Origin of the sequence: Mesorhizobium sp. M0621 (genome assembly GCF_040320745.1) — a bacterium.
Lineage (GTDB): Bacteria > Pseudomonadota > Alphaproteobacteria > Rhizobiales > Rhizobiaceae > Mesorhizobium.
In genome coordinates this window covers 19,491-40,800 of record NZ_JAMYQF010000036.1, presented here as the reverse complement: position 1 = coordinate 40,800, position 21,310 = coordinate 19,491, and the positions used below count along the sequence as shown (strand labels likewise).

General features: G+C 62.1%; 19 protein-coding genes and 1 tRNA gene. 6 read left to right on the top strand and 14 right to left on the bottom strand.

Annotated features, from left to right (window positions below):
- Positions 1–5: 5 nt before the first annotated feature.
- The 3 genes from mmsB to chvE form a co-directional block, all read right to left on the bottom strand.
- Complete coding sequence (mmsB, locus tag NKI38_RS22405; RefSeq protein WP_352630110.1) at positions 6–1,298, bottom strand: multiple monosaccharide ABC transporter permease; 1,293 nt, start codon at positions 1,296–1,298, stop codon at positions 6–8.
- Positions 1,295–2,827, bottom strand: a complete 1,533-nt coding sequence (gene mmsA, locus NKI38_RS22400) for a multiple monosaccharide ABC transporter ATP-binding protein (RefSeq protein ID WP_352660781.1) — start codon at positions 2,825–2,827, stop codon at positions 1,295–1,297. The genes mmsB and mmsA overlap by 4 nt, the downstream gene beginning before the upstream one ends.
- 122 nt (positions 2,828–2,949) lie before the next feature.
- Positions 2,950–4,020 carry a multiple monosaccharide ABC transporter substrate-binding protein gene (gene chvE, locus NKI38_RS22395; RefSeq protein ID WP_352660778.1) on the bottom strand — a complete coding sequence of 357 codons (1,071 nt, stop codon included), beginning with the start codon at positions 4,018–4,020 and terminating at the stop codon, positions 2,950–2,952.
- A gap of 313 nt (positions 4,021–4,333) precedes the next feature.
- On the opposite strand from chvE, the gene NKI38_RS22390 reads away from it, so the two are divergent.
- Positions 4,334–5,323 (top strand): LysR family transcriptional regulator, encoded by a 990-nt coding sequence (locus NKI38_RS22390; protein WP_352660775.1) that lies wholly within the window; start codon positions 4,334–4,336, stop codon positions 5,321–5,323.
- Positions 5,324–5,327: 4 nt separating this feature from the next.
- On the opposite strand, the gene NKI38_RS22385 is transcribed toward NKI38_RS22390, so the two are convergent.
- From NKI38_RS22385 to NKI38_RS22355, 7 genes are all read right to left on the bottom strand, one after another.
- Positions 5,328–5,401, bottom strand: a tRNA-Gly gene (locus tag NKI38_RS22385).
- 181 nt (positions 5,402–5,582) lie between these two features.
- Positions 5,583–6,506, bottom strand: coding sequence for a PDZ domain-containing protein (locus NKI38_RS22380; RefSeq protein ID WP_352660772.1), 924 nt, complete (start codon positions 6,504–6,506; stop codon positions 5,583–5,585).
- A gap of 165 nt (positions 6,507–6,671) precedes the next feature.
- On the bottom strand, positions 6,672–8,591 hold the full coding sequence (locus NKI38_RS22375; protein ID WP_352660835.1) for an acyltransferase family protein: 1,920 nt from the start codon (positions 8,589–8,591) through the stop codon (positions 6,672–6,674).
- 217 nt (positions 8,592–8,808) lie between these two features.
- A complete protein-coding gene (locus tag NKI38_RS22370) occupies positions 8,809–10,290 on the bottom strand; it encodes a hypothetical protein (protein ID WP_352660769.1) in 1,482 nt (493 codons plus the stop codon).
- Positions 10,291–10,328: 38 nt separating this feature from the next.
- Positions 10,329–10,796, bottom strand: coding sequence for a GtrA family protein (locus NKI38_RS22365; protein WP_352660766.1), 468 nt, complete (start codon positions 10,794–10,796; stop codon positions 10,329–10,331).
- Complete coding sequence (locus NKI38_RS22360) at positions 10,774–11,475, bottom strand: class I SAM-dependent methyltransferase (RefSeq protein WP_352660763.1); 702 nt, start codon at positions 11,473–11,475, stop codon at positions 10,774–10,776. Before NKI38_RS22360 ends, NKI38_RS22365 begins: the two co-directional genes overlap by 23 nt.
- On the bottom strand, positions 11,468–12,487 hold the full coding sequence (locus NKI38_RS22355; protein WP_352660833.1) for a glycosyltransferase family 2 protein: 1,020 nt from the start codon (positions 12,485–12,487) through the stop codon (positions 11,468–11,470). The genes NKI38_RS22360 and NKI38_RS22355 overlap by 8 nt, the downstream gene beginning before the upstream one ends.
- 254 nt (positions 12,488–12,741) lie before the next feature.
- On the opposite strand from NKI38_RS22355, the gene NKI38_RS22350 reads away from it, so the two are divergent.
- The gene (locus tag NKI38_RS22350) at positions 12,742–13,005 is read left to right on the top strand and encodes a DUF6460 domain-containing protein (protein ID WP_352660760.1); all 264 of its coding nucleotides are present in this window, start codon (positions 12,742–12,744) and stop codon (positions 13,003–13,005) included.
- Here the strand turns inward: NKI38_RS22350 and NKI38_RS22345 are convergent, their stop codons facing one another.
- Positions 13,006–13,911, bottom strand: a complete 906-nt coding sequence (locus NKI38_RS22345; RefSeq protein WP_352660757.1) for a histone deacetylase family protein — start codon at positions 13,909–13,911, stop codon at positions 13,006–13,008. It lies immediately after the preceding gene.
- Positions 13,912–14,043: 132 nt separating this feature from the next.
- Here NKI38_RS22345 and NKI38_RS22340 point away from each other — a divergent pair, with 132 nt between their 5' ends.
- On the top strand, positions 14,044–15,372 hold the full coding sequence (locus NKI38_RS22340; RefSeq protein ID WP_352660754.1) for an MATE family efflux transporter: 1,329 nt from the start codon (positions 14,044–14,046) through the stop codon (positions 15,370–15,372).
- Positions 15,373–15,912: 540 nt separating this feature from the next.
- Here NKI38_RS22340 and NKI38_RS22335 read toward each other — a convergent pair.
- A complete protein-coding gene (locus NKI38_RS22335) occupies positions 15,913–16,989 on the bottom strand; it encodes a quinone-dependent dihydroorotate dehydrogenase (protein ID WP_352660751.1) in 1,077 nt (358 codons plus the stop codon).
- Positions 16,986–17,336: a DUF952 domain-containing protein gene (locus tag NKI38_RS22330; RefSeq protein ID WP_352660748.1), complete on the bottom strand. Its 351-nt coding sequence runs from the start codon at positions 17,334–17,336 to the stop codon at positions 16,986–16,988. The genes NKI38_RS22335 and NKI38_RS22330 overlap by 4 nt, the downstream gene beginning before the upstream one ends.
- A 107-nt stretch (positions 17,337–17,443) precedes the next feature.
- Between NKI38_RS22330 and NKI38_RS22325 the strand changes: the two genes are divergently transcribed.
- Positions 17,444–17,872: a hypothetical protein gene (locus NKI38_RS22325; protein WP_056588273.1), complete on the top strand. Its 429-nt coding sequence runs from the start codon at positions 17,444–17,446 to the stop codon at positions 17,870–17,872.
- A gap of 141 nt (positions 17,873–18,013) precedes the next feature.
- Complete coding sequence (locus tag NKI38_RS22320) at positions 18,014–18,673, top strand: response regulator transcription factor (protein WP_352660745.1); 660 nt, start codon at positions 18,014–18,016, stop codon at positions 18,671–18,673.
- Between the two features lie 33 nt (positions 18,674–18,706).
- Here the strand turns inward: NKI38_RS22320 and NKI38_RS22315 are convergent, their stop codons facing one another.
- Positions 18,707–20,218: an MFS transporter gene (locus tag NKI38_RS22315; protein ID WP_352660742.1), complete on the bottom strand. Its 1,512-nt coding sequence runs from the start codon at positions 20,216–20,218 to the stop codon at positions 18,707–18,709.
- 146 nt (positions 20,219–20,364) lie between these two features.
- On the opposite strand from NKI38_RS22315, the gene NKI38_RS22310 reads away from it, so the two are divergent.
- Entirely contained in the window at positions 20,365–21,273 is a 909-nt protein-coding gene (locus tag NKI38_RS22310) for a LysR substrate-binding domain-containing protein (RefSeq protein WP_352660739.1), read from the top strand.
- Positions 21,274–21,310 lie beyond the last annotated feature (37 nt).

The following is a 21,310-nucleotide window of genomic DNA, read 5'->3' as shown; positions in this document are numbered from 1 at the left end:
GCCCGTCAGGCCTTGTTCTTGTTGTAGACGTCGAAGATCACGGCGCCGAGCAGCACCAGGCCTTTGACCACCTGCTGCCAGTCGACATTGACGCCCATGATCGACATGCCGTTGTTCATCACGCCCATGATGAAGCCGCCGACCACCGCGCCGATGACCTGGCCGACACCGCCCATCGCCGAGGCACCGCCGATGAAGACGGCCGCGATCACATCGAGCTCGCTGCCGAGGCCGGCAGCCGGGACCGCCTGTCCCAGCCGCGCCGCGATGATCAGGCCGCCAAGTGCCGACAGCACGCCCATGTTGACGAACACCATCAGCGTCAGCCGTTCTGTCTTGATGCCTGACAGCTGCGCCGCCTTGGCGTTGCCGCCCATTGCGTAGATGCGGCGGCCGATGGTCATGCGCTTGGTGACGAAGACAAACAGCGAGATCAGCACGCCCATGACGAGCAGCACCACCGGCAGGCCCCTGTAGCTGGCGAACTGGTAGACCAGGAACAGTGCCAGCGCGCTGCCAACCAGCGTCTTGATGACGAACAGGGGAAAGGGCTCGGCCTCATAGCCATGGCGTTCGCGTTTGCGTCGTGTCCTCAGCCCGAAATAGGCGTAGGCCAGCACAGCGATCAGGCCTAGCACGATCGTCGTCATGTGCAGCGTCAGTCCGCTGCCGATGATGGTCTTGCCGGCCGCGTTCACTGTCGGCGGGATGAGCGTCAGGGGCCCGATGACATCCGGGATGAAGCCGGAGCTGAGCGCCTTGAAGCCGGCGGGAAGCGGCCCCACCGAGGATCCGCCGCCCAGCAGCGCCTGGCAGATGCCGCGGAAGATCAGCATGCCGGCCAGCGTGACGATAAAGCTCGGTATTCGGTGATAGGCGATCCAGTAGCCTTGCGCCGCGCCGATCGCGCCACCCACGATGAGGCAGATGATCGACACTACCAGCGGATTGCTCAAGGGGCCGAGCGGCCAGATGACCATCATCATCGCCGCCAGTGCGCCGATAAAGCCGGCGACGGAGCCGACGCTGAGATCGATATGGCCGGAGACGATCACCAGCAGCATGCCCAGCGCCATCACGATGATGAACGAGTTCTGCTGCACCAGGTTGCTCAGGTTCACCGGCTTGAACAGCGTTCCGGAAGTGGTGAACTGGAAGAACACCATGATGGCAATCAGCGCCAGGATCAGGCCGTATTCGCGCAGGTTCGTCGTCAGCGCCGAGACGGCGATGCGTGGACGCTGCGGCACGTCTTCGGCGACGTTGCTCTGCGGGGCGGGGGCGCTTTCGGTGCTCATGCTGCTTTTCCTTCTCCCCGGACGATGGCGCGCATTATTTTTTCCTGGCTCGCGTCCGCCGCGGGCATTTCGCCGACAATGCGGCCTTCGTTCATGACGTAGATGCGGTCGGTGATGCCGAGCAGTTCTGGCATTTCCGACGAGATGACCACGATCGCCTTACCTTCGGCGGCGAGGCGGGCGATGATCGTGTAGATTTCGTATTTGGCGCCGACATCGATGCCGCGCGTCGGCTCGTCGAGGATCAGCACTTCCGGGTCGGCGAACAGCCATTTCGACAGCACCACCTTCTGCTGGTTGCCGCCGGAAAGATTGCCGGTCATCTGATAGACGCTGGAAGCGCGGATATTGGTCTTCTTGCGATAGTCGTTGGCGACGGAGAGTTCGCGCAGGTCGTCGATCACGCTATGGCGCGAGACGCCGCCGAGATTGGCCAGCGTGATGTTGTGCTTGATATGGTCGATGAGGTTGAGACCGTAGGTCTTGCGGTCCTCGGTCACGTAGGCGATGCCGTGTTCAACTGCCCTGCTCACCGAGGAAACATCGATCGGCTTGCCCTTGAGCAGCACTTCGCCAGTGATATGGCGGCCATAGGAGCGGCCGAACAAGCTCATCGCGAATTCAGTGCGGCCGGCGCCCATCAATCCGGCAATGCCGACCACTTCGCCCTTGCGCACATTGATGTCGATGCCCTTGATCACCTGCCGATCGGCGTGGAGCGGATGAAAGACCGACCAGTTTTTCACTTCGAACACGACCTCGCCAATCTTCGGCTCGCGCGGCGGATAGCGGTCGTCGAGCGAACGGCCGACCATCGAGGTGATGATGCGGTCTTCCGAGATGTCCTTCTTGGCCAGTGTCTCGATGGTGCGCCCGTCGCGGATGACGGTCACCTTGTCGGCGACCCGGTTCACTTCGTTGAGCTTGTGCGAGATCAGGATCGAGGTCATGCCTTGCCGCTTGAATTCGAGCAGCAGGTCGAGCAGCGCCTGGCTGTCCTTTTCGCTGAGCGATGCCGTCGGCTCGTCGAGGATCAGCAGCTTGACTTCTTTGCTCAGCGCCTTGGCGATTTCGACCAATTGCTGCTTGCCGACGCCGATATTGGTGATCAGCGTCTTGGGGTCCTCCTTGAGGCCCACTTTCTTCAACAGGGCGCCGGTGCGCGCTTCGTTGGCATTCCAGTCGATGACGCCGTATCTGGCGTGCTCGTTGCCGAGGAAAATGTTTTCGGCGATCGACAGCATCGGCACCAGGGCAAGCTCCTGGTGGATGATGACGATACCCTTGTGTTCGCTGTCGTGGATGCCTTTGAAGTGGCATTCCTGGCCGTTGAAGATGATCTGGCCGTCATAGGTGCCCGTGGGATAGACGCCCGACAGCACCTTCATCAGCGTCGACTTGCCGGCGCCGTTCTCGCCGACCACGGCATGGATCTCGCCTTCCTCGACACTGAGGTTGACGTTCGACAGCGCCTTCACGCCGGGGAACGTCTTGGTGATGTCGCGCATCTCCAAAATCGTCGAGGCCATGGGACTACCGCTCCTTGAGAGGTCGGCAAACACTGCCGGCGAGGTCGGTAAACAATACCGGGCTCGCTGGTTAACGAAAAGGGGTCCTGCGTTGCGCAGGACCCCTGACTTTGTAACCGGGGTTACTTCAGTTCGTCGGCCTTGATGTAGCCGGAGTCGACGACCAGTGCCTGGTAGTTCGACTTGTCTACCTCATGCGGCGTCAAGAGGATCGAGGGGACGACCTTGACGTCGTTGTTGTAGGTCTTTTCATCGAGGCCGTCCGGCTTGCCGCCCGAGAGCACCTTGTCGACGAGTTCGACGGTAGCCTTGGCCAGTTCGCGGGTGTCCTTGAACACGGTCGAGTACTGCTCGCCCGAGATGATCAGCTTGACCGAGGCGGTCTCGGCGTCCTGGCCGGTCACAACAGGCCAAGGCTGTGCGTCCGTGCCGTAGCCGACGGCGCGCAGCGAGGCGGTGATGCCGCGCGACAGGCCATCATAGGGCGACAGAACGCCATCGACGCGGCTGCCGTCCGAGTAGTTGGCCGAGAGAAGGTTGTCCATGCGGGCCTGCGCCGTGGCAGCGAGCCAGCGCAGCGTGCCGACCTTGTCCATGCCGGTCTGGCCGGACTTGATCTTGATCGAGCCGTCGTCGATCAGCGGCTGCAGGACGGAGATCGCACCGTTGTAGAAGAAGAAGGCGTTGTTGTCGTCGGGCGAGCCGCCGAACAGTTCGACGTTCCACGGCTTGGTGTTCGGGAAACGCTCCTTGAGGCCCTTGACCAGCGAATTCGCCTGGATGACGCCGACGCCGAAATTGTCGAAGGTGGTGTAGTAGTCGACATTGGCGGTCTTCTTGATCAAGCGGTCATAGGCGACGACGACGACGCCCGCGTCAGCGGCCTTCTGCAGCGCATCCGACAGGGTGGTGCCGTCGATCGAGGCGATGATCAGCGCCTTCGGGCCTTTGGTGATTTCGTTTTCCAACTGGCTGAGCTGGTTGGGGATGTCGTCCTGCGCGTATTGCAGGTCGACGGTGTAGCCGAGAGCCTCGAGCTGGGACTTGACGGCGTCGCCGTCGTTGATCCAGCGCTGCGAGGTCTTGGTCGGCATCAGCACGCCGACAAGACCCTTGTCGGCTGCGTGCGCCGAGTAGGTCATGGCAGCGATGCCAAGGGCCGCGACGGCGGCCAGTGTCTTTATGATCTTCACTTTAACTCTCCCTGGTTGATGGACGCGGCACCCCGGGGGTCGCGGGCCGCGCAATCGTGCAGAAGTGCCAAGGCACTGCTGCCGTCATATCGATCTCCGGTATCCTCCCATGGCCCCGAGGCGCTGATTTCAATCGATACGATTTTTCTCGTCAGCGACCGTCACGTCTCGGAACGCGCGAAGGGTGTGGTTCTTTGCCATAACTGTCAAATGCGATCTTTGATGGTTGCTATATCATGTTTGGTATGCGCTATGAGGCGAGCCGAGCCGGCGCGACCGCCGGCCGGCAGTGACTGGAAGCAAGGGAAACGCAATGGCGGCGTTACGGAATTCAAGCGCGATTTCAGATGCTTACAGAGAAATGCCGGGCGACGGCGAAACCCTGCTACGCAGTGGCCTCAGTCTGCGCCACATGCGCATGATCGTCGCGCTCGACGACCATGGCCGGGTCAGCGCCGCGGCCCAGGTGATGAACATTTCGCAGCCGGCGGCCTCGCGCATGATCGGCGAGATGGAGGCCGTCCTCGAGGTCAAACTGTGTGAAAGGCTGCCGCGCGGCATCACGTTGACCCCCTATGGGAAGGCGTTGGCAAGGCGCGCGCGCTCGATCCTACTGGAGATGCGCGAGGTCGATCGCGAGATTTCCGAGCTCAAGGCGGGCAAGGGTGGTTCGGTGTTCCTGGGGGCGGTCACAGCACCGGCGATCGAGCTGGTGGTGCCGGCAATTCGTGAGATCCGCCGCATCCATCCGCGCATCGAGATCACCATGCAGGTCGAAACCTCCAACGTGCTGGCGCGCGAGCTGATCGCCACGCGCCATGATTTCATCATCGCGCGCATCCCCGACGACCTCAATCCGCGTCTGTTCGAGTCCCGCGTCATCGGCGTCGAGAAGGCCTGCCTGATCGTGCGCCGGGGCCATCCGCTCACCAAGGGCAAGGCGGTGCGGCTGGAAGACACCGCAGCCTATGATTGGGTTTTTCAGTCGGGCGGCTCGCCCTTGCGCCAGGCGATGGAGAGCAATTTCCTCAACCGCAACATCGCCTTGCCGGATCGCATCCTCAACACCAGCTCACTGCTTCTGACCCTGGTCATGGTTGCGCAGTCCGATGCCATTGCGCCGGTATCGATCCAGGTGGCGAAGTTCATCCAGAACCCCGATGGGCTGGCCGGCGCCATCGACGTCGTCCAGACCGAATTCGACATCGAGGTCAGGCCCTACAGCCTGATCACGGTCAGGAACCGCGTGCTGTCGCCGGCCGCCAAGATGCTGCACGATTTCATTCTGAGGGAGGTGGGATGACGGCTGGAGCGGGTAGCGGGAATCGAACCCGCGCGTTCAGCTTGGGAAGCTGACAAGCTACCATTACATCATACCCGCGCGCGTTCTGGTTATCATGACGGCACAGGCTCGAGCAACCGCAAAGCCGCCCGAACCCAAGCCAATCGCGCAGACTGGGTGCCAGCATCGGCAAGGAGACAAATTAGCCCGAAGCGATTGCCGTGGCTTGAACCGAACATCTGGATATCTCTGCCGATCCGATAGTCGGCAGGCTGGCGGGTTACTCGTCGCCACCGCTATCGTCGCCACCGCCGTCATCCCCACCGCCGTCATCCCCGCCGCCGGAATCATCGTCGCCGGAACTGTCGTCGGCGGCATCGCCATCGTCGCCGTCGTCGGAATTGTCTTCTGCGGCGGGAGCATCGGTGTCGTCGGTTCCGGAAGCCTCTGCCTGATCGCTCGGCTCCGTCGCCGAATCGCTCGCGCCGTCAGTTGTCGCGTCCGCTTTGCTGTCCGAGCTTTCGTCGGTAGCCTCGCTGTTGGCCTCGGAGGTGAATTCCTCGGAAGAGGCGGTCGCCTCCACGGTCGTCTCGGACGATTCGTAGGTGGCAGTCATCTCCTGGCTATATTCGCTGTAGAACTCCGAATAGCTGAAGGCAGTTGCGACGGACCAGCTTGTCCACGTCGCGACAGTGACGACATCGATGGCGGTTTCGTAGCTGCTAAGCGTGATCGTGCCGTTGGAGTTGTAGGACTTACCATCGCGATAGCAGTCGAATCGGAAGTCGGATTTGCCTGCTTTGGCCCAATGGTAGACCACCGTATCGACATCGATCGGCTTGTAGATCTTGTGGCCGTGGACCTTGGCAATCACGTCGCCCGGCTTGATGCCTTGCTTTTCGCCGGTGCCACCAGGCTTCACCGACAGCACGAGGACGCCGTGGGCGTGTGGCTTGAGTTTGAACTCCTTGCGTACAGTGCCATTGATTGGCAGCAGGACCGCTTCGATCGCCCTGGAAACATAAGGCTTGGGCAGCTTGGCATCGCCGTTGAGCGCGTATGCGTTTGTCGAATAGGAAATCGGAATTCCTGCCAGATGTAGCGCCCAGGCCAGACTGAAAACGGCCTTGGAAAATTTTCCGGCCCGTCGCTTTAACATAAACATAATCCCGTCATCCCCTGTGGGATGCCAGCCTTCCAGCATCACCAGCCGGCAGCGATAGCATGCATTAGCCAGGCATGAAGTTAACGCCGACGACTTTCCCGGACTATTTTCTCTGACGATCAGTGCGGCGGAGCGGGAAAATCGTTTCGAATGCCCGGCAATCGCAAAGCGGTCCGTTCTCGCACGACGCGGGCGTGCCGCGGATCACCGCGTACCCGCAGCCGTGAGTTGCTGTTTTGCCTTAGCGACATCGTTGCTTGCGGCAAAGCTCGGCCAGTACTTCGAGATGGCCAGCGTCGCGCCGGTGGAGGAGAAGTGACCATAGTCGAAGTAGAGAAATTGCCTGATGTCGGCATCGGCGTACGAACAGCCGGCCGCGTCGCACAGATATTTCAGCGGGTCTATGAAACTGGCTCCTGTGGCGAACGGCAGCACCCGCTTGTTGATGTCCGGGTCCATAGCCATCGGCCAGGACGTATTCCCGACATGCTCCCGTCTTGCGAAGAAAGCGATCTTTTGGACGTCGGCGACGAATTCCGGAGACTGGCCGATGACATAGACCTTGACGCCCATGTCGCGAAGCCGGTCGATCGTCTTCCGCAGGCCATCGAAGCCTCGGACCTCGTAGTCGGTCCATCGGCCGCTCAGGATCACCGCCTGGATGTTGGCGTCGTGGATAATCGACAAGGCCCGTTCGTTGAAGCGGGTGCAGGCAGGTCGGGCATAGGAGAAATAGGTCAGGTCGGGCGGGCAGCCGGCGTAGGTGTACTGGATGACATTGGCCTGGATTTTCTGGGCGTTGGCCTCAAGTCCCGAGACATAGTGGGCAGCAAAGGAATCGCCCCATAACAGCACATTGGTGGAAAAGCCCCGTGTTCGGGTGCAGTCGGCAAGGGTCCAATCTTCGATCCGGGTCGCGCCTTCGTTGAAACAGACGCCGTTGCGCCAGTCGCCGACCCGGATGCGTTCTGTCGAAAAATCCGGGAAGCGTTGTGGAAAACCACTGCCGAGCACGCCGGCCAAACCACCGACGCAGAGCAGGGCGATCGCCGCCCCCGAAAAGGCGAAGATGGGCAGCGGGGCGGTGAACGCCCGTTTTTGGCGAAAAGGCTGCTCGACATATTTCCACGAGAATGTCGCCAGCGCGAAGCTGGCCACCGTCATCGCGATGATCGTCGGCACGCCGATGGCCTTCAGGGACAGATAGTGGACGAACGAGTTGATCGGCCAGTGAACGAGATAGAGCGAATAGGAGATGAGGCCAACCCAGACCAGAGGCGCGAGCCGAAGCACTCGCGTGGCCATGGGCGCTGACCTGTCCGCCCCCGCGTGATCCTGGCCCGCATAGATGAGCAGGGCCGTTCCGATGCAGGGGAAAAGGGCATTGTAGCCAGGAAACGGGTCGCTCTCTGAAATCGTCACAAAGCCAAATGCGATCAGGGCAAAGCCGGCGAGGCCGATCAGTTCCATCGCCAGCCGGCTGGAGAGAGCCGGTGGCCTCCTCAGCATGAGCATGGCGCCCAGCGCCAGTTCCCAGAGGCGTGTCGGCAAGAGATAGAAGCCCGCTGTCGGCGCCATCGTGGTTGCCATGACCGCCAGGGCAAAGCTGGCGATGGCTATCGGCAGGAGTACCGTCAGCCAGCGCTTCGAGACATATCGGTGGATCAGATACAGGAGGATCGGCGCGAAGATGTAATACTGCTCTTCGACCGAAAGCGACCATGTGTGCAGCAGTGGCCGCAGCTCGGCGTCGATGGAGAAATAGTTCGTCGTCTTCCAGAAATAGATGTTTGACCAGAAGGTCGAGGCCGCGATCATGCTGAGGCTGAATTCATGGAGGTCCGACGGCAGAAGGATGAACCAGGCAGCAACGCTGGCGAGCAGGATGACGAAGGTCAGCGCCGGCAGGATGCGCCTCGCGCGCCGCCAATAAAAGCGGCCGATCGAGAACTGACCGCGCTCAAGATCGTCGAGCAGGCTGCCGCTGATCAGGTAACCCGATATGACGAAGAAGATGTCGACACCGGTGAAACCGCCGGGAATGGCGGACAGGCCGAAGTGGAAGAGCACAACGGGCAGCACCGCCACGGCCCGCAGGCCATCGATATCGCGCCTGTAATTCATCCGGGCCGGCTCGCGCGCTGTGGCTGGCGGCACTGGTGCGGCGGAACCCGACACGCCGTTCATACGGCGATGTCCCGCTCGTGCGAAGAATCCTGGCTCATCGATCTCACAGGCCCGTCCTCTGTGATGCAATTTTGTTGCACTGCAATATGAGAGTCAAGCCTGATGCCAAGGTTCGAATGCTGGCGAAGCCGGTTCGCGCCGGCACGCGGCAGGATCAGGTGTCAGGCAGGTAGATCACGGCGTAGTCGTCCGCATAGGCTCGCTTCCAGCCCAGCTGGTCGAAGAACGGAATGCGGCTGTCGCCGGTCGACAGCAGTGCCCAGCCTATCTCGTATTTCTTCAGCCGGGCTTCGAGGAGCGGCTTGCCGCCGCTGTGTCCCGTCTCGTCATCGGTTTTTGTGAAACCGCCCAGGAACAGCTGGTCCGTCCGCCCGTCGATATAGGTCTTGATCCCGTGGAAAATCAGCGTGCCGCCGAAATTGTAGGAATTCAGCACGTTGCCGGACAGGTGATGACTTTCAGCGAATGCCAGCGCCCCGCTGGCCGACGTCTTCGGACTCGGCGCGACCTGATAGGCATTGCCGAGCACGGCGACCACGCCGATCGTCAAAACGGCTGCCGCGCCACAGATCGCGTAGAATCGCCTGGCGAGGAATTTTTCCAGTCCGTCGCGCTTTTCCGCCAGCCATGCGGTGGTTGAAAGCGAGGGATATTGCTGTGCGACCTCTGCCGCGATCACCAGGGGAACCAGCAGGAAGAACAGATACATGAAACGCACATGGGCGAGATAGACATGCAAGGTGAAGACGACGAACAAGGCCTTGACCCAGCCAATTCGCAACCGTGACACCAGAAGCCCGAAAAGCGCCAGCAGGATCGCAACCTCCTGGACGGGGCTATCCGGCTGGCTGAACGGTTTCCATTCCATGATCAGCGACACCGCCTCATTGCCATAGGCCACGGCGAGCGTCGCCAGGATGGCCTGGACGCCATAGGGGTGGATCAGGCTGACCAGCGGGCAAAGCACACCGAATGCGATCCATTTCGCCAGGAGGGCTGGTTTTGACAGGCCCGTGCGCACCAGCAGATCAAGACCGGCGAAACCCACGATGACGAAGCTCAAGGTGAAGGTGGCGTGCAGGTTCGCCCACAACACAACCAGTACAAGCGACCACCACGGCGGCGCCCGTTCTTCCCTTGCCGCGCCAAAGAGCACCGCCGTCCAGATGATGATGATCGGGAAAGTGAGAACATGCGGGCGCGCCGTGAAGATCGGGTTGATCAGGAAAACCGCGGCGAAGGCCAGCGTAATCGCCAGGATCGGCTTCAGCCATGCGCTGAGAAACCACCCCATCAGGAAGACCGTCAGCGAAATCGAGGCGATGATCAGCGTGACCACCCCGTTCCAGCCTGCTGCCCGGTAGGCAAGGGCCAGCAGGACCTGCCCCAGCCATTCCTTGATAATCCACGGCTGGCCGGCAAAGGTGTGGGAATAGGGGTCGACTGTCGGAAATGTCCGGTTTGCCAGGAAATCCAGCCCGACCTTCACTTGCCACCAGCTGTCGGGATCCTGCAGGGTGGAACCGGCTTGGGCAGCCAGTGCCGCCGCCATCGCCCAGGCCGCGAGCAGGCAGAAGATCAGCCTGTTCCGCTCGTTGTATGTGGCGGCCTCCACGCAGGCCTGAGCGTCGTTCATGGTGCGCCGCCTCTACTCGTTTCCGATGACAGTTTGGTTCAAGATGTTCGACTGGCCGGCTGCCGCCGGGGCCCATCGGCCACCCGAACTGTCCGGTCGGCGCTGTCGTCTCCGCGACCCACAAATACGAAGCGAGCCGAACCGAGGTAGAAGACAACCGAATAGACGCAGATGCCCGCGAGGTGAACCAGGGGGTTTTCGATGATGCCTGCCGAGCGGGCGGCGATCACGACGGCCAGATTGATGCTGTAGGCGACCAGAAAGACGCTCCCATAGCGCAGCGCGGTTCCGGGGCGGAAGCCATCGGCCCTGGTGAAGGTCCATTGGCGGTTGAGGAAGAAGCCGAGGACAAGGCCGGCGGCATAACCCGTGGCATTGGCAACGATGTCGCCGAGACCCAGCGCAAGGCTGGCCAGAATGACCTCGTATCCCAGCGCCGTGTTCAACAGACCGACGGCGCCAAATCGCAGCATCCTCGGAAAGTCAAACGGCAGGCTTGACCACATGCGCAAAATATTGGGCTCCGACAGGTATCTTGGTGAGGAAGCGCTCGAACGGCCTCAGCCTCGCCAGCAGCCGAGGAAAGAAAATCCGGTAGATGATCCTTGTGTTGGCAAGACCCGCCTCGGCCATGCGCCTGCGCATCTCGCGGGAGGTTATCAAAACCGCGTTTTCGTCGAAGGCGCAGTTTCTCACCGCGTGCGTCGTCAGCGGATTCCACGGATTGTGTTCGAAAAGAAAGAAGCTGCCGCCATCGGTCAGCACCCGGCCGATCTCCGCGAGCAGTCCGATCTGCAGGTCCTCGGGAATGTGGTGGAAGACGCAAGCCGCGAAGGCGAGGTCGAAGCTGCCGTCGGCAAAAGGAATTGTCTTGCCGTCGAAATGCGTGAAGGCGGCCTGGCCGGGAAAGCGCTTGCTGGCGATGTCGAGCGATTCCCGCGAGGGATCGAGCAGGGTGATCTCTGCGTCGGGAAACGCGCTGCGCATATGGCCGAGCGAATTGCCGACGCCGGCGCCGAAGTCGAGTATCCGCCGCGGTTTCACACCAGCCCGCCGCAACGTCGCGGCAACGTCGTCGATCTTGTACCTGGCGAAGAAATCCGGCGTTTCGCCGCTCAGCCTTATGCTGGCGGCATGCTGCTCCTGGTATTCCCGCGCAAACTGATCGAACTCCGCCTCAAGCACGTGCCGCCCTCTTTGCCATCTCCTGCAGGCGATGGACGGGCAGTTCCCCGTCCTCGGCCGCCTGATTGCGCGAAACGATCTCGTTGACGAAGTAGAGCGGTCGCCGCTTTGTTTCCATGTACATGCGCCCGAGATACTCGCCGAAAATGCCAAGCACCATAAGCTGGACGCTGCCGAGGATCAGCACGATCGCGGCAAGGCTGGTCCAGCCGGGCAACACGTTTCCGATCGACCATTCGAACAAGGTGTAGCCGAGCACGACCAGTCCCAGAAGCCCGAACATCATTCCGAGCAGCGAGGCGAACCGCAGGGGCACGATCGAGAAGCTGGTCATCGCGTCGACCGCCAGAAGAACCATTTTCTTCAGGGGATAATGTGTGGTGCCGACAAAGCGACGGTGTCTTTCATAGGGGAAAGCCACCTGTTTCAGCCCGATCCAGCTCACCATGCCGCGAATGAACCTGTAGCGTTCGGGCATCGCGTTCAGATGGTCGAGCGCGCGGCGGTTCATCAGGCGGAAATCGCCGGTGTTCGGCGCTATGTCGACGTCGACCATCCGGCGCAGCAGGCGATAGAACATCGAGGCGGAAGCGAGCTTGAACCAGCTTTCGCCGTCGCGCGTCAGCCTCTGGCCGTAAACGACATCGAAGCCTTCGTTCATCTTCGTCATCATCGCGCCGAGCAGTTCAGGCGGATCCTGCAGGTCGGCATCGAGAATGAGAATGCGCTGGCCGCGACAGAATTCGAGACCCGCGCTCAACGCGATCTGGTGGCCGTAATTGCGGGCAAGGTCGATGGCGACGACATGGTCGTCCTTTTCTGCCAGCTGCAAAATGGCCTCGCGCGTACCGTCGGTCGCGCCATCGATGACAAGGACGATCTCGTAGGAAGAGCCTTGTTCCAGGCATGCGGCCGTTACCCGCCGATGCAGTTCCCCCAGCCCGGCCACCTCATTGTAGCATGGGACGACCACCGACAGCATGACTGCGCGTCGCGCGGTGTTTTTCTCCATCTCCACCAAAAGCCTTGCTCCCGCTATTCGATTGGGAATAGCGGCAATTGGTTAGAAAACAGATAAGCCAGCGGGATCGGCCGCGGTCGTCGGTCGGCGGTCTGCCATGCGCCCTTGGCACTGCTCGCGGCCATGCAATGCCTCGCTCGAGGTGTTCGGCATCCCGTATAATTGTCGGCTTGAAGCCGGCAAGCCAAGTGCGTATGTCTGGGCCGACGCCCTCGAGTCTGGGTACCTCAATCTGGAGACGGGCCTTGTCCGCACTGACGCGCTTTCTCGGCGACTCGCCGTTCAAGGTGATCCTGAAACTGCTTGTGGTGTCGTTCCTCGTCGGCCTGGTCATGAATGCCTTCGGCTGGTCGCCGATGGATGTGTTCTACGGCATCCAGAAGTTCTTCATCGATCTGTGGAATCTGGGCTTCCACGCCATAGACCGTTTCCTTGGCTATATCCTGCTCGGTGCGGCCATCGTTGTGCCGGCCTTCATCCTGCTGAGGCTCGCCAACTACCGGAAGTAGCTACCGGGCGTAGTCCGACGCCACCTCGAACAGGATGGCGTGGCGCGCTGCGAGCGTTGCCACATCGGCTGAATAACCGCCACCGATGACGCCGCAGACCGGAATGCTCTGCGTGCGAAAGTGGCGGATGACCATGTCGTCGCGGGCGCGCAGGCCGTCATCCGATAGCGACAGCCGGCCAAGCCGGTCCTCGGCATGGACATCGATGCCGGCATTGTAGAAGACGATGTCCCAATGCATTTGGGCGGACAGTTCCGGCAGGATGGCGGCGAGCCTCTGCATGTAAGCCGCGTCACCCGTGCCATCCGGCAGCGCGACATCGAGGTTGGAGGCGATCTTGCGCACGGGGTAGTTGCGGTCGCCATGCATGGAAAAGGTGAAGACGCGTGGATCATCAGCGAGAATATCCGCGGTGCCATCGCCTTGATGCACATCCAGGTCGATCACCAGGATGTTTCGGGCAGCGCCTTCGGCGAGCAGGACCAACGCGGCGACGGCGACATCGTTGAAGGTGCAGAAGCCCGCACCTTGCGCGCGCCGCGCATGATGGCTACCGCCGGCGCTGTTGCAGGCGATGCCGTGGCGCAGGGCGAGCCGCGCCGCCAGCACCGTGCCGCCGGTGGCAAGCTGCGCGCGCAGCGAGACACGGGGCCCGATCGGAAAACCAATCTCGCGTTCGATCTTTTCGGGCACCGAGCAGCTGATGACCTGGTCGACATAATCGGCCGCATGGGCAAGCTTCAGCCATGATGCCGGCGCCGGTTCGGCGGTGTTGAGTGCGTCGGGCCCGGCCAGCCCGCGTGCGCGCAGTGCCTCCATCAGCAGCGGGTATTTGCTCATCGGAAAGCGATGGTTGACCGCGAAGCCGGCGTCGTAGTCGGGGTGATGGACGATCTGCAGAGGCATGAACCGGATCCGGCGGGCTCGCGCCAGACCGGGGAATTCGGTTGGCCGTTACGGGAAGAGTGATTGCGCGGTGGCGGGAAAATGGGGCACATCGGCAGTTCGATCAAGCCGCAATCAGCAAGGCAGCAATCCTTGGACAAGGGTGTAACCCCAGCCGACGCCAGATACTTTGTCGTCACCAACCGTTCCGTGCTGGCCATCGCGGTGCCGATGACGCTTGCCTATCTGACGACGCCGATGCTCGGCCTGGTCGACACGGCTGTCGTCGGACAGTTCGGCGACGCCGCCTTGCTCGGCGGCCTGGCGGCCGGCGCGCTCATCTTCGACGTCGTCTTCACCACTTTCAATTTCCTGCGCTCGGGCACCACCGGCCTCGTCGCCCAGGCGTTCGGGCGCGGCGATGCCCTGGAGGAACAGGTGGTGTTCTGGCGCGCCGTGCTGATTGCGGTTGTCGCCGGCATCGTCCTCGCGGCACTTGCGCCGCTGGTCGCCATTGCCGGGCAGAAATTCATGGGCGCCGAACCGCGCGTCAGCGAAGCGATGGGCGTCTACATCCGCATCAGGCTGCTTGCGGCACCCTTCTCGCTGATCAACTATGCCATCCTTGGCTATGTGCTGGGACGCGGCGAGGGTGGGCTCGGGCTGATGTTGCAACTGGTGCTGAACGGCATCAACATCGCGCTCTGCTTCCTGCTCTGCCTGGAGCTCGGCTGGGGCGTCGCCTGGGCGACCGTCACCGGCGAATTGCTTGCCATGCTGCTCGGCCTGGCGATCGTGATCCGCCGGTTCAGGGCGGCTCCATCCTTGCCGCGCCATCGCCTGCTCGACATGGCCGCTTTCCTGCGCATGCTGTCGCTCAACCGCGACATCATGATCCGCTCGTTCTCGTTGCTCGCCGCCTTCGCGCTGTTCACCCGCCAGGGCGCGCAGTTCGGCACGGTGACGCTGGCCGCCAACGCCGTGCTGATGAATTTCTTTCTCGTCGCCGGCTATTTCCTCGATGGCTTTGCCACCGCCGCCGAACAGCTGGCCGGCCGTGCCGTCGGCGCGCGTGCCGCCGCGCCATTCCGGCAGGCCGTGCGGCTGACGCTGATCTGGGGCTTCGGGCTGGCGGGTGCCGCGACGCTGGTGCTGCTTTTTGGCGGCGCCGGTCTGGTCGCGCTCGTGACGACGTCGCAGGAGGTCCGTTCGGTGGCCGACATCTACCTGCCGTGGGCGGCATTCACCGCGCTGAGCGGTGTGCTGGCGTTCCAGATGGATGGTGTCTTCATCGGCGCGACCTGGTCGCGCGACATGCGCAACATGATGCTGCTGTCGTTTCTCGTTTTCGCGGCCGCGCTGCTGACCCTTGCGCCCGCCTTCGGCAACAATGGACTTTGGGCGGCGTTGCACGTTTTCCTGCTCGCACGCGGCTTCAGCCTGCTGACGATCCTGCGGCTCAGGGTGCGAACGGCGTTTTAGACAGTGACCCCGGAAGGCCCTGCGCCGTCCAGATCTCCGAACCCCAGGTTAGCAACAGCCTGGCGGCAGCCAGTTCGGCGGTGTCGGCAGCTTTTGTGCCGGTAGCTCTTCATGATAGGAATTTTTTCTTGACTCCGTGCCCTCAGCTATGGTACATATTCGTCCATGGTGCTGATTTGCGCCAGTGACCCGCCGCACAGGCGGGTTTTTCGTTTGATGCTCCGTCAGCCTACGCGCCGGCGAAGGCTCCGAAGGAACCCGTTAACCCGAATTCGTTGCCCTGCCGCGCCGTCGGATGAACTTGCACTTCCAGTCGACTTCCAACAGACTTGATGCACCAATTGTTCCAGGGGGAGCTTATGCGAAGCTACCTGCCATATGTCTTGGGCGCGTCGCTGGGATTGCTCGCTGCGTTCATTCTCTCCGCGGTTTCTGGCATCGGAGGAACCGCACAGGTGCTTCTCTTCGGGGTGTTGCCTGCCATAGGCGGCATCATCTGCGAGCGGGCCGTCAGTCGCAATCTACGCTCCTGAGAGCAGTTCAGAGTTGCTTGGACGCCCAGAAGTCGAGGCGGCTGTCGCGCAACTCGCAAATCGACTTCAGCCGTTCTTTTTCGACGAAACGGACCATTCCGGAAAGAACGCGGGCTGGCAGCGAAGGCCCTGCATAGATCATGCCGGTGTAGAGCTGCACCAGATCAGCACCCGCGCGGATCTTTTCCAGCGCGGTCTCGGCGGAATCGACGCCGCCGACGCCGATGATGGCGCGGTCCGGGCCAAGCAGCTTGCGCATCTTCGCCAGCACGATGGTCGAGCGTTCGAACAAGGGTTTTCCCGAGAGCCCGCCGGTTTCGCGCGCCGCATCGCCGCTGCGCAGCGGCGGTCGGGAGATGGTGGTGTTGGAGACGATGACACCGTCGATCCGTCTCTCGGTGACCTCGGCGGCGATGTCCTCCAGCTCGGCCTCAAGGAGGTCCGGCGCGATCTTCAGGAAGATCGGCGGCTGGGCTGTTGCCGCGGCGCGCGCTGCCATGACCCGCGACAAGAGCTCACCAAGCTGCTCGCGCGCCTGCATGTTGCGCAGGCCCGGCGTGTTGGGCGAGGAGATGTTGACGGTGAGATAGCTGGCGTATCGCGCGAAACGGGCAACACCGCGCTCATAGTCACTGACGCGGTCGGTGCTGTCCTTGTTGGCGCCGATGTTGACGCCGACGATGCCGCCACGCCCCTTGCGTGCGGCAAGGCGTTTTTCTGCCGCTGCATGGCCTTCATTGTTGAAGCCCAGCCGGTTGATCACCGCTTCGTCCGCCGTCAGCCGGAAGATGCGCGGCTTCGGATTGCCGGCCTGCGGCAGCGGCGTGATCGTGCCGACCTCGGCAAAGCCGAAGCCCAGGCCAAGAAGCGCGTCGGCTACTTCGGCGTTCTTGTCGTAGCCCGCAGCCATGCCGAGCGGATTCGGAAACTCGAGGCCACAGACCGTCACCTTCAGCCGGGCATCACGCGTCGCCGATGCCCCAACCGGCAGACCGCATCGCAGCGCCGCGATCGACAGGCCATGCGCGGTTTCCGGATCGAAAGTGAACAGCAGCTTCTGGCCGAGCCGGTCGAGCATGCTCATTCGGCCTCCAGTGCCGGGAACTGGTGCACGCCGTCTGCGCCAAGCGGCAGCGGTCGCACCCACAGCACGGCCTTCAGGTCCAGCACGCCATAGAGATGTGGAAACAGCGCGCCGCCGCGCGAAGCCTCATATTTCAGCGCTGCGCCCAGGTTGGCGCCTTCGATGGCGACCAGCAGAAGGTCGGTCTGGCCGGCAAAGTGCCTTGCCGCCGTTTCCTTGACCTGCGCCGCCGTGGAGAAATGGATGAAGCCGTCGGCGACATCGATCGGCGCGCCGGTGAAGCGGCCATGTGTTTCGGCCTCGCGCCAAGGCGCTTGCGGGGTTATCTTGTAGATAATCTGAGACATGGTTGCGCTATAGTCCGAACCAGCCACGCGGGAAAGGCCACGCCAAGGGTCTTCCCCATTTCCGGCGCAAACATGCGATATTTCAGGCCTTGGCCATGGAGGACAACATGCGTCTGCAGCACATCTTGATCCCCGCCGCGCTCGTTTCGCTGGTCGCGGCTTCAGCTTATTCGGAAGAAACCGACCGCTACCGGCTGGAAAAGTCTGATAACGGCTACGTCCGTATGGATACGCAGACCGGCGCCATGTCGATTTGCGAGGAGCGCTCCGGCCAGCTCGTCTGCAAGATGGCAGCCGACGAACGTGCCGCTTTCCAGGACGAGGTCGACCGCTTGCAGACCTCGATGAAGGCAATGGACGAGCGCGTCACCAAGCTCGAGAATTCGCTCTCCGCCCGCCTCGAATCGAAACTGCCGAGCGAAGAGGATTTCAACAAGACGATGAGCTACATGGAGCGCTTCCTGCGCGGCTTCATGGGCATCGTCAAGGATATGGACAAGGACAACGGCGCCCAGCTCAATTCGCAGAAGACCTGAGCGTCGCTGTAGCATTTTGATTTCAGCAGGGGAAACGCGGCGCGCTGGCTTTGCCGCTTGAAAACAGCGCGCAGCCCCTCATAATCGTTCAACTAATCCCGGAAAAAACTAAAAATCATCGGGGGATTCGGGGAGGGACATTTGCCGGCAGGCTATTCTTTCGTCATCGCCGACGATCACCCGCTGTTTCGTGGCGCGCTGCGCGAAGCGCTCGCCGGCATCGGCAATGTCGCTGCTATCCACGAGGCCGGCGATTTCGAGAGCGCCAAGGCACTGGTCGTGGCCAACGAGGATGTCGACCTAGTGCTGCTCGACCTGTCGATGCCGGGCGCCAGCGGCCTCTCCGGCCTGATCTCGCTGCGTGGCATCCATCCGGCGGTGCCCCTGGTGGTGGTGTCGGCGCATGACGATCCGGCGACCATTAGGCGGGCGCTCGATCTCGGCGCTTCCGGCTTCATCTCCAAATCGGCCAGCATGGAAGAGATCCGCAGCGCCGTGCAGTCAGTGCTTGCCGGCGATATTGCAGCACCCGTCGGCGTCGATCTCGGCGTCGAGCGCGATCCCGAAATATCCGACCTGATCAAGCGCCTGCAGGCGCTGACGCCGCAACAGACCCGCGTGCTCGGCATGCTGGCCGAGGGGCTGCTCAACAAGCAGATCGCCTATGAACTCGGCGTCTCCGAGGCCACCATCAAAGCGCATGTCTCGGCCATCCTGCAGAAGCTCGGCGTCGACAGCCGCACCCAGGCGGTGATCCTCTTGTCCAAGATCGGCAGCGATCCGCTGCAGCCGGCGGATTGATCGCCAGGGCGTCCCTGTCAATCGGAACATCGTTCAATCAGAGCACTGAACTTCCGGCCTCCGCATCGGCCTGGCGTTGAAGCTCGCGAAACTGATGGCGGCCATGATCCAGACGCCGATCGCGCCATAAAGAATGACCCAGCCAAAGCCGCTGCGCAGCGCATCCTGGGCTATGGACGCGGCGAGCCCGGAGATGGGATTTCCGGCAGCGATCGCTTCGGCGAGAAGGCGCAATTGGGCGGCGTCGAGGTTGGGCAGCGCTTGCCCCAGATGCGCCAGCACACCGCTCGCCAGGATGAAGCCCATCACGGCGATGTTCAGCGCCAATGAAACCATGCGAGCGCTCATGTCGATGCCGGAAGCCATGCCGGCGCGGTCGCTCGAAACGGAACCCGTCGTCGTGTTGGTGACAGGTGTATTGGTTATTCCCAGACCTGTCCCGGCGATCAGGCAGCCGGGCAACATAGTCAGCCAATCCGGTTGCGCGGCGTCGCTGCCGAACTTCATCAGGATGAACCCGACGCCGATGATGACGAGGCCTGCCGGAATGATGATGCCGGGCTTGTAACGCAGCGAAAGTCGCTCTGCCAAAGGCGGCAGCACAAGGGTCGGCAGCGTGTAGGCAAGCAGGGCAAGGCCGGTGGAGACGCTGTCATAGCCGAGCCCGGCGTGGAACCAGATCGGCAGGTAGATCATGAAAGGCCAATAGCTGAGGTTCATTGCCGCCGAGCCGACGATGGCGCCGGAAAAGGGTCGGATCCGGAAGACCGAGAAGTCGAACATCGGCCGCTGGCTGACCTTCTCGGCAATGAGGAAGGCGATGAAGCTCACTATCGAGATACCGAGGATCGCCAGCGCGGTTGGGCTGGAGAAACCCAGATCCGGCCCCTGGATGATGTAGAAGACGAGACAGAAGACCGACGGCGACAGCGTCAGGATGCCCGCTATGTCGAGCTTGCCCGCCCGCGGGTCCTTCGATTCGTGGACGCCCGTCAAAGCGAGCACGAATGCGAGGGCCGCAACCGGCACATGGACGAGAAACACCCATTGCCAGTTCGAGACCGCAACGATGCCGCCGCCGATGATGGGGCCGAAGCCGAGGCCGATGCCGAAGATGACGCCCCACCAGCCCCATGCGACGGCGCGTTCGCGTCCTTCCCTGAATTCATGTGACAGCACGGCAAGCTGGCAGATCAGCATCGCACCGCCGCTCAGGCCCTGCAGAAACCGGGCGACGATCAGCGTGGAGATGCTTTCAGCCACGCCGCAGATCAGGGATGTCAGGCCGAAGGCGGCGATGGAGACCAGAAAGACACGCCTGCGGCCGTACCGATCGGCTATCGTGCCGACCGCCATCAGCACCGTCGTGACCGCGATCGTATAGGCGTTCATCACCCATTGTAGTTGCTTGAAGTCGGCATGCAGTTCCTGCTCCAATGTCGGCAGGACCGTGGGAACGCTGGAAATCTCCAATCCGAACATCAGGCACGCCAGGCAGGCGGCAAACAGAACGATGATGCCTCGGCGGTTCAGGGCAGTGGGCATGGTTCAACCTTTCGAATGGTTTGGACGACAGTCGACGAATCCAACGCCGCTCGCCCGGCACGCGTATGGCTCAACGTAGGCGAGGCTTGATCATTTTAGAATTGCATGGTTGGCTATTTCAGAGACAACAAGCGCGGATAGCTGACATGACGCTGGACGTAGATGCTGTGAAAACATTCGTCGCCATCGCCGATCTTCAAAGCTTCACGCGCGCGGCCGAGGCCTTTGGCAGCACGCAAGGGGCGATCAGCGTGAAGCTGAAGCGGCTGGAAGAGCGCGTCGGCCAGAAATTGATTGAGCGGACGCCTCGGCTGGTGCGCTTGTCGGCGCAGGGCGCGGTGTTTCTCCAGCCCGCGCGCGACTTCCTCGCCGCGCACGATCGCGCCATTGCCAGCCTGTCTTCGGTTCGCCGCCGCTTCACGCTGGGCATCGCCACCCATGTCGGAGGCGCGGAAGTCCCGACATTGCTGGCGCGGCTCAATGCGCATGATCCGGCGCTCACCATCGAAGTGAGGCTCGATGATTCGCGCGACCTGCTGGACGCCTTCGATCGCGGCGAGATCGATGCGGCGATCATCCGCCGGGAGGACGACCGGCGCGATGGTGAAGTGCTGGCGCCCGAACATTTCGGCTGGTATGCCGCCCCGGACTTCGTCCACCGGGCCGACGAGCCGCTGCGCTTGGCGGCATCCTCGCCATCCTGCGGTATTCGCAACATCACGACCCGGGCGCTCGACGCTGTCGGAATACCGTGGACGGAAGTGTTCCTTGGCTGCGGCTCCTTCGCCGTTGCCGAAGCCGTCTCGGCCGGCCTCGCCGCCTCGGTATTTTCCTGCCGGCTTGCCCCTTCCGGCACCATCGAGGTCAGCCGGAAGTTCGGGTTGCCGGCGCTGCCGCCCTCCGAGATCGTGCTGCTTTCGACGCTCACGGACGCCAAGTCCCGCGAGGCGCTGAGGACGCTTGCAATGGCCTTTCGCGAGCATCGCCCGCCCGTGGCGGGCAATGCCGGGCGGCCTCGGTTCCGCAGTTCCCAGATGGTCGACAGCCTGACCTAAAGCAATTCCAGGAAAAGTGTGAAACGGTTTTCCGTCC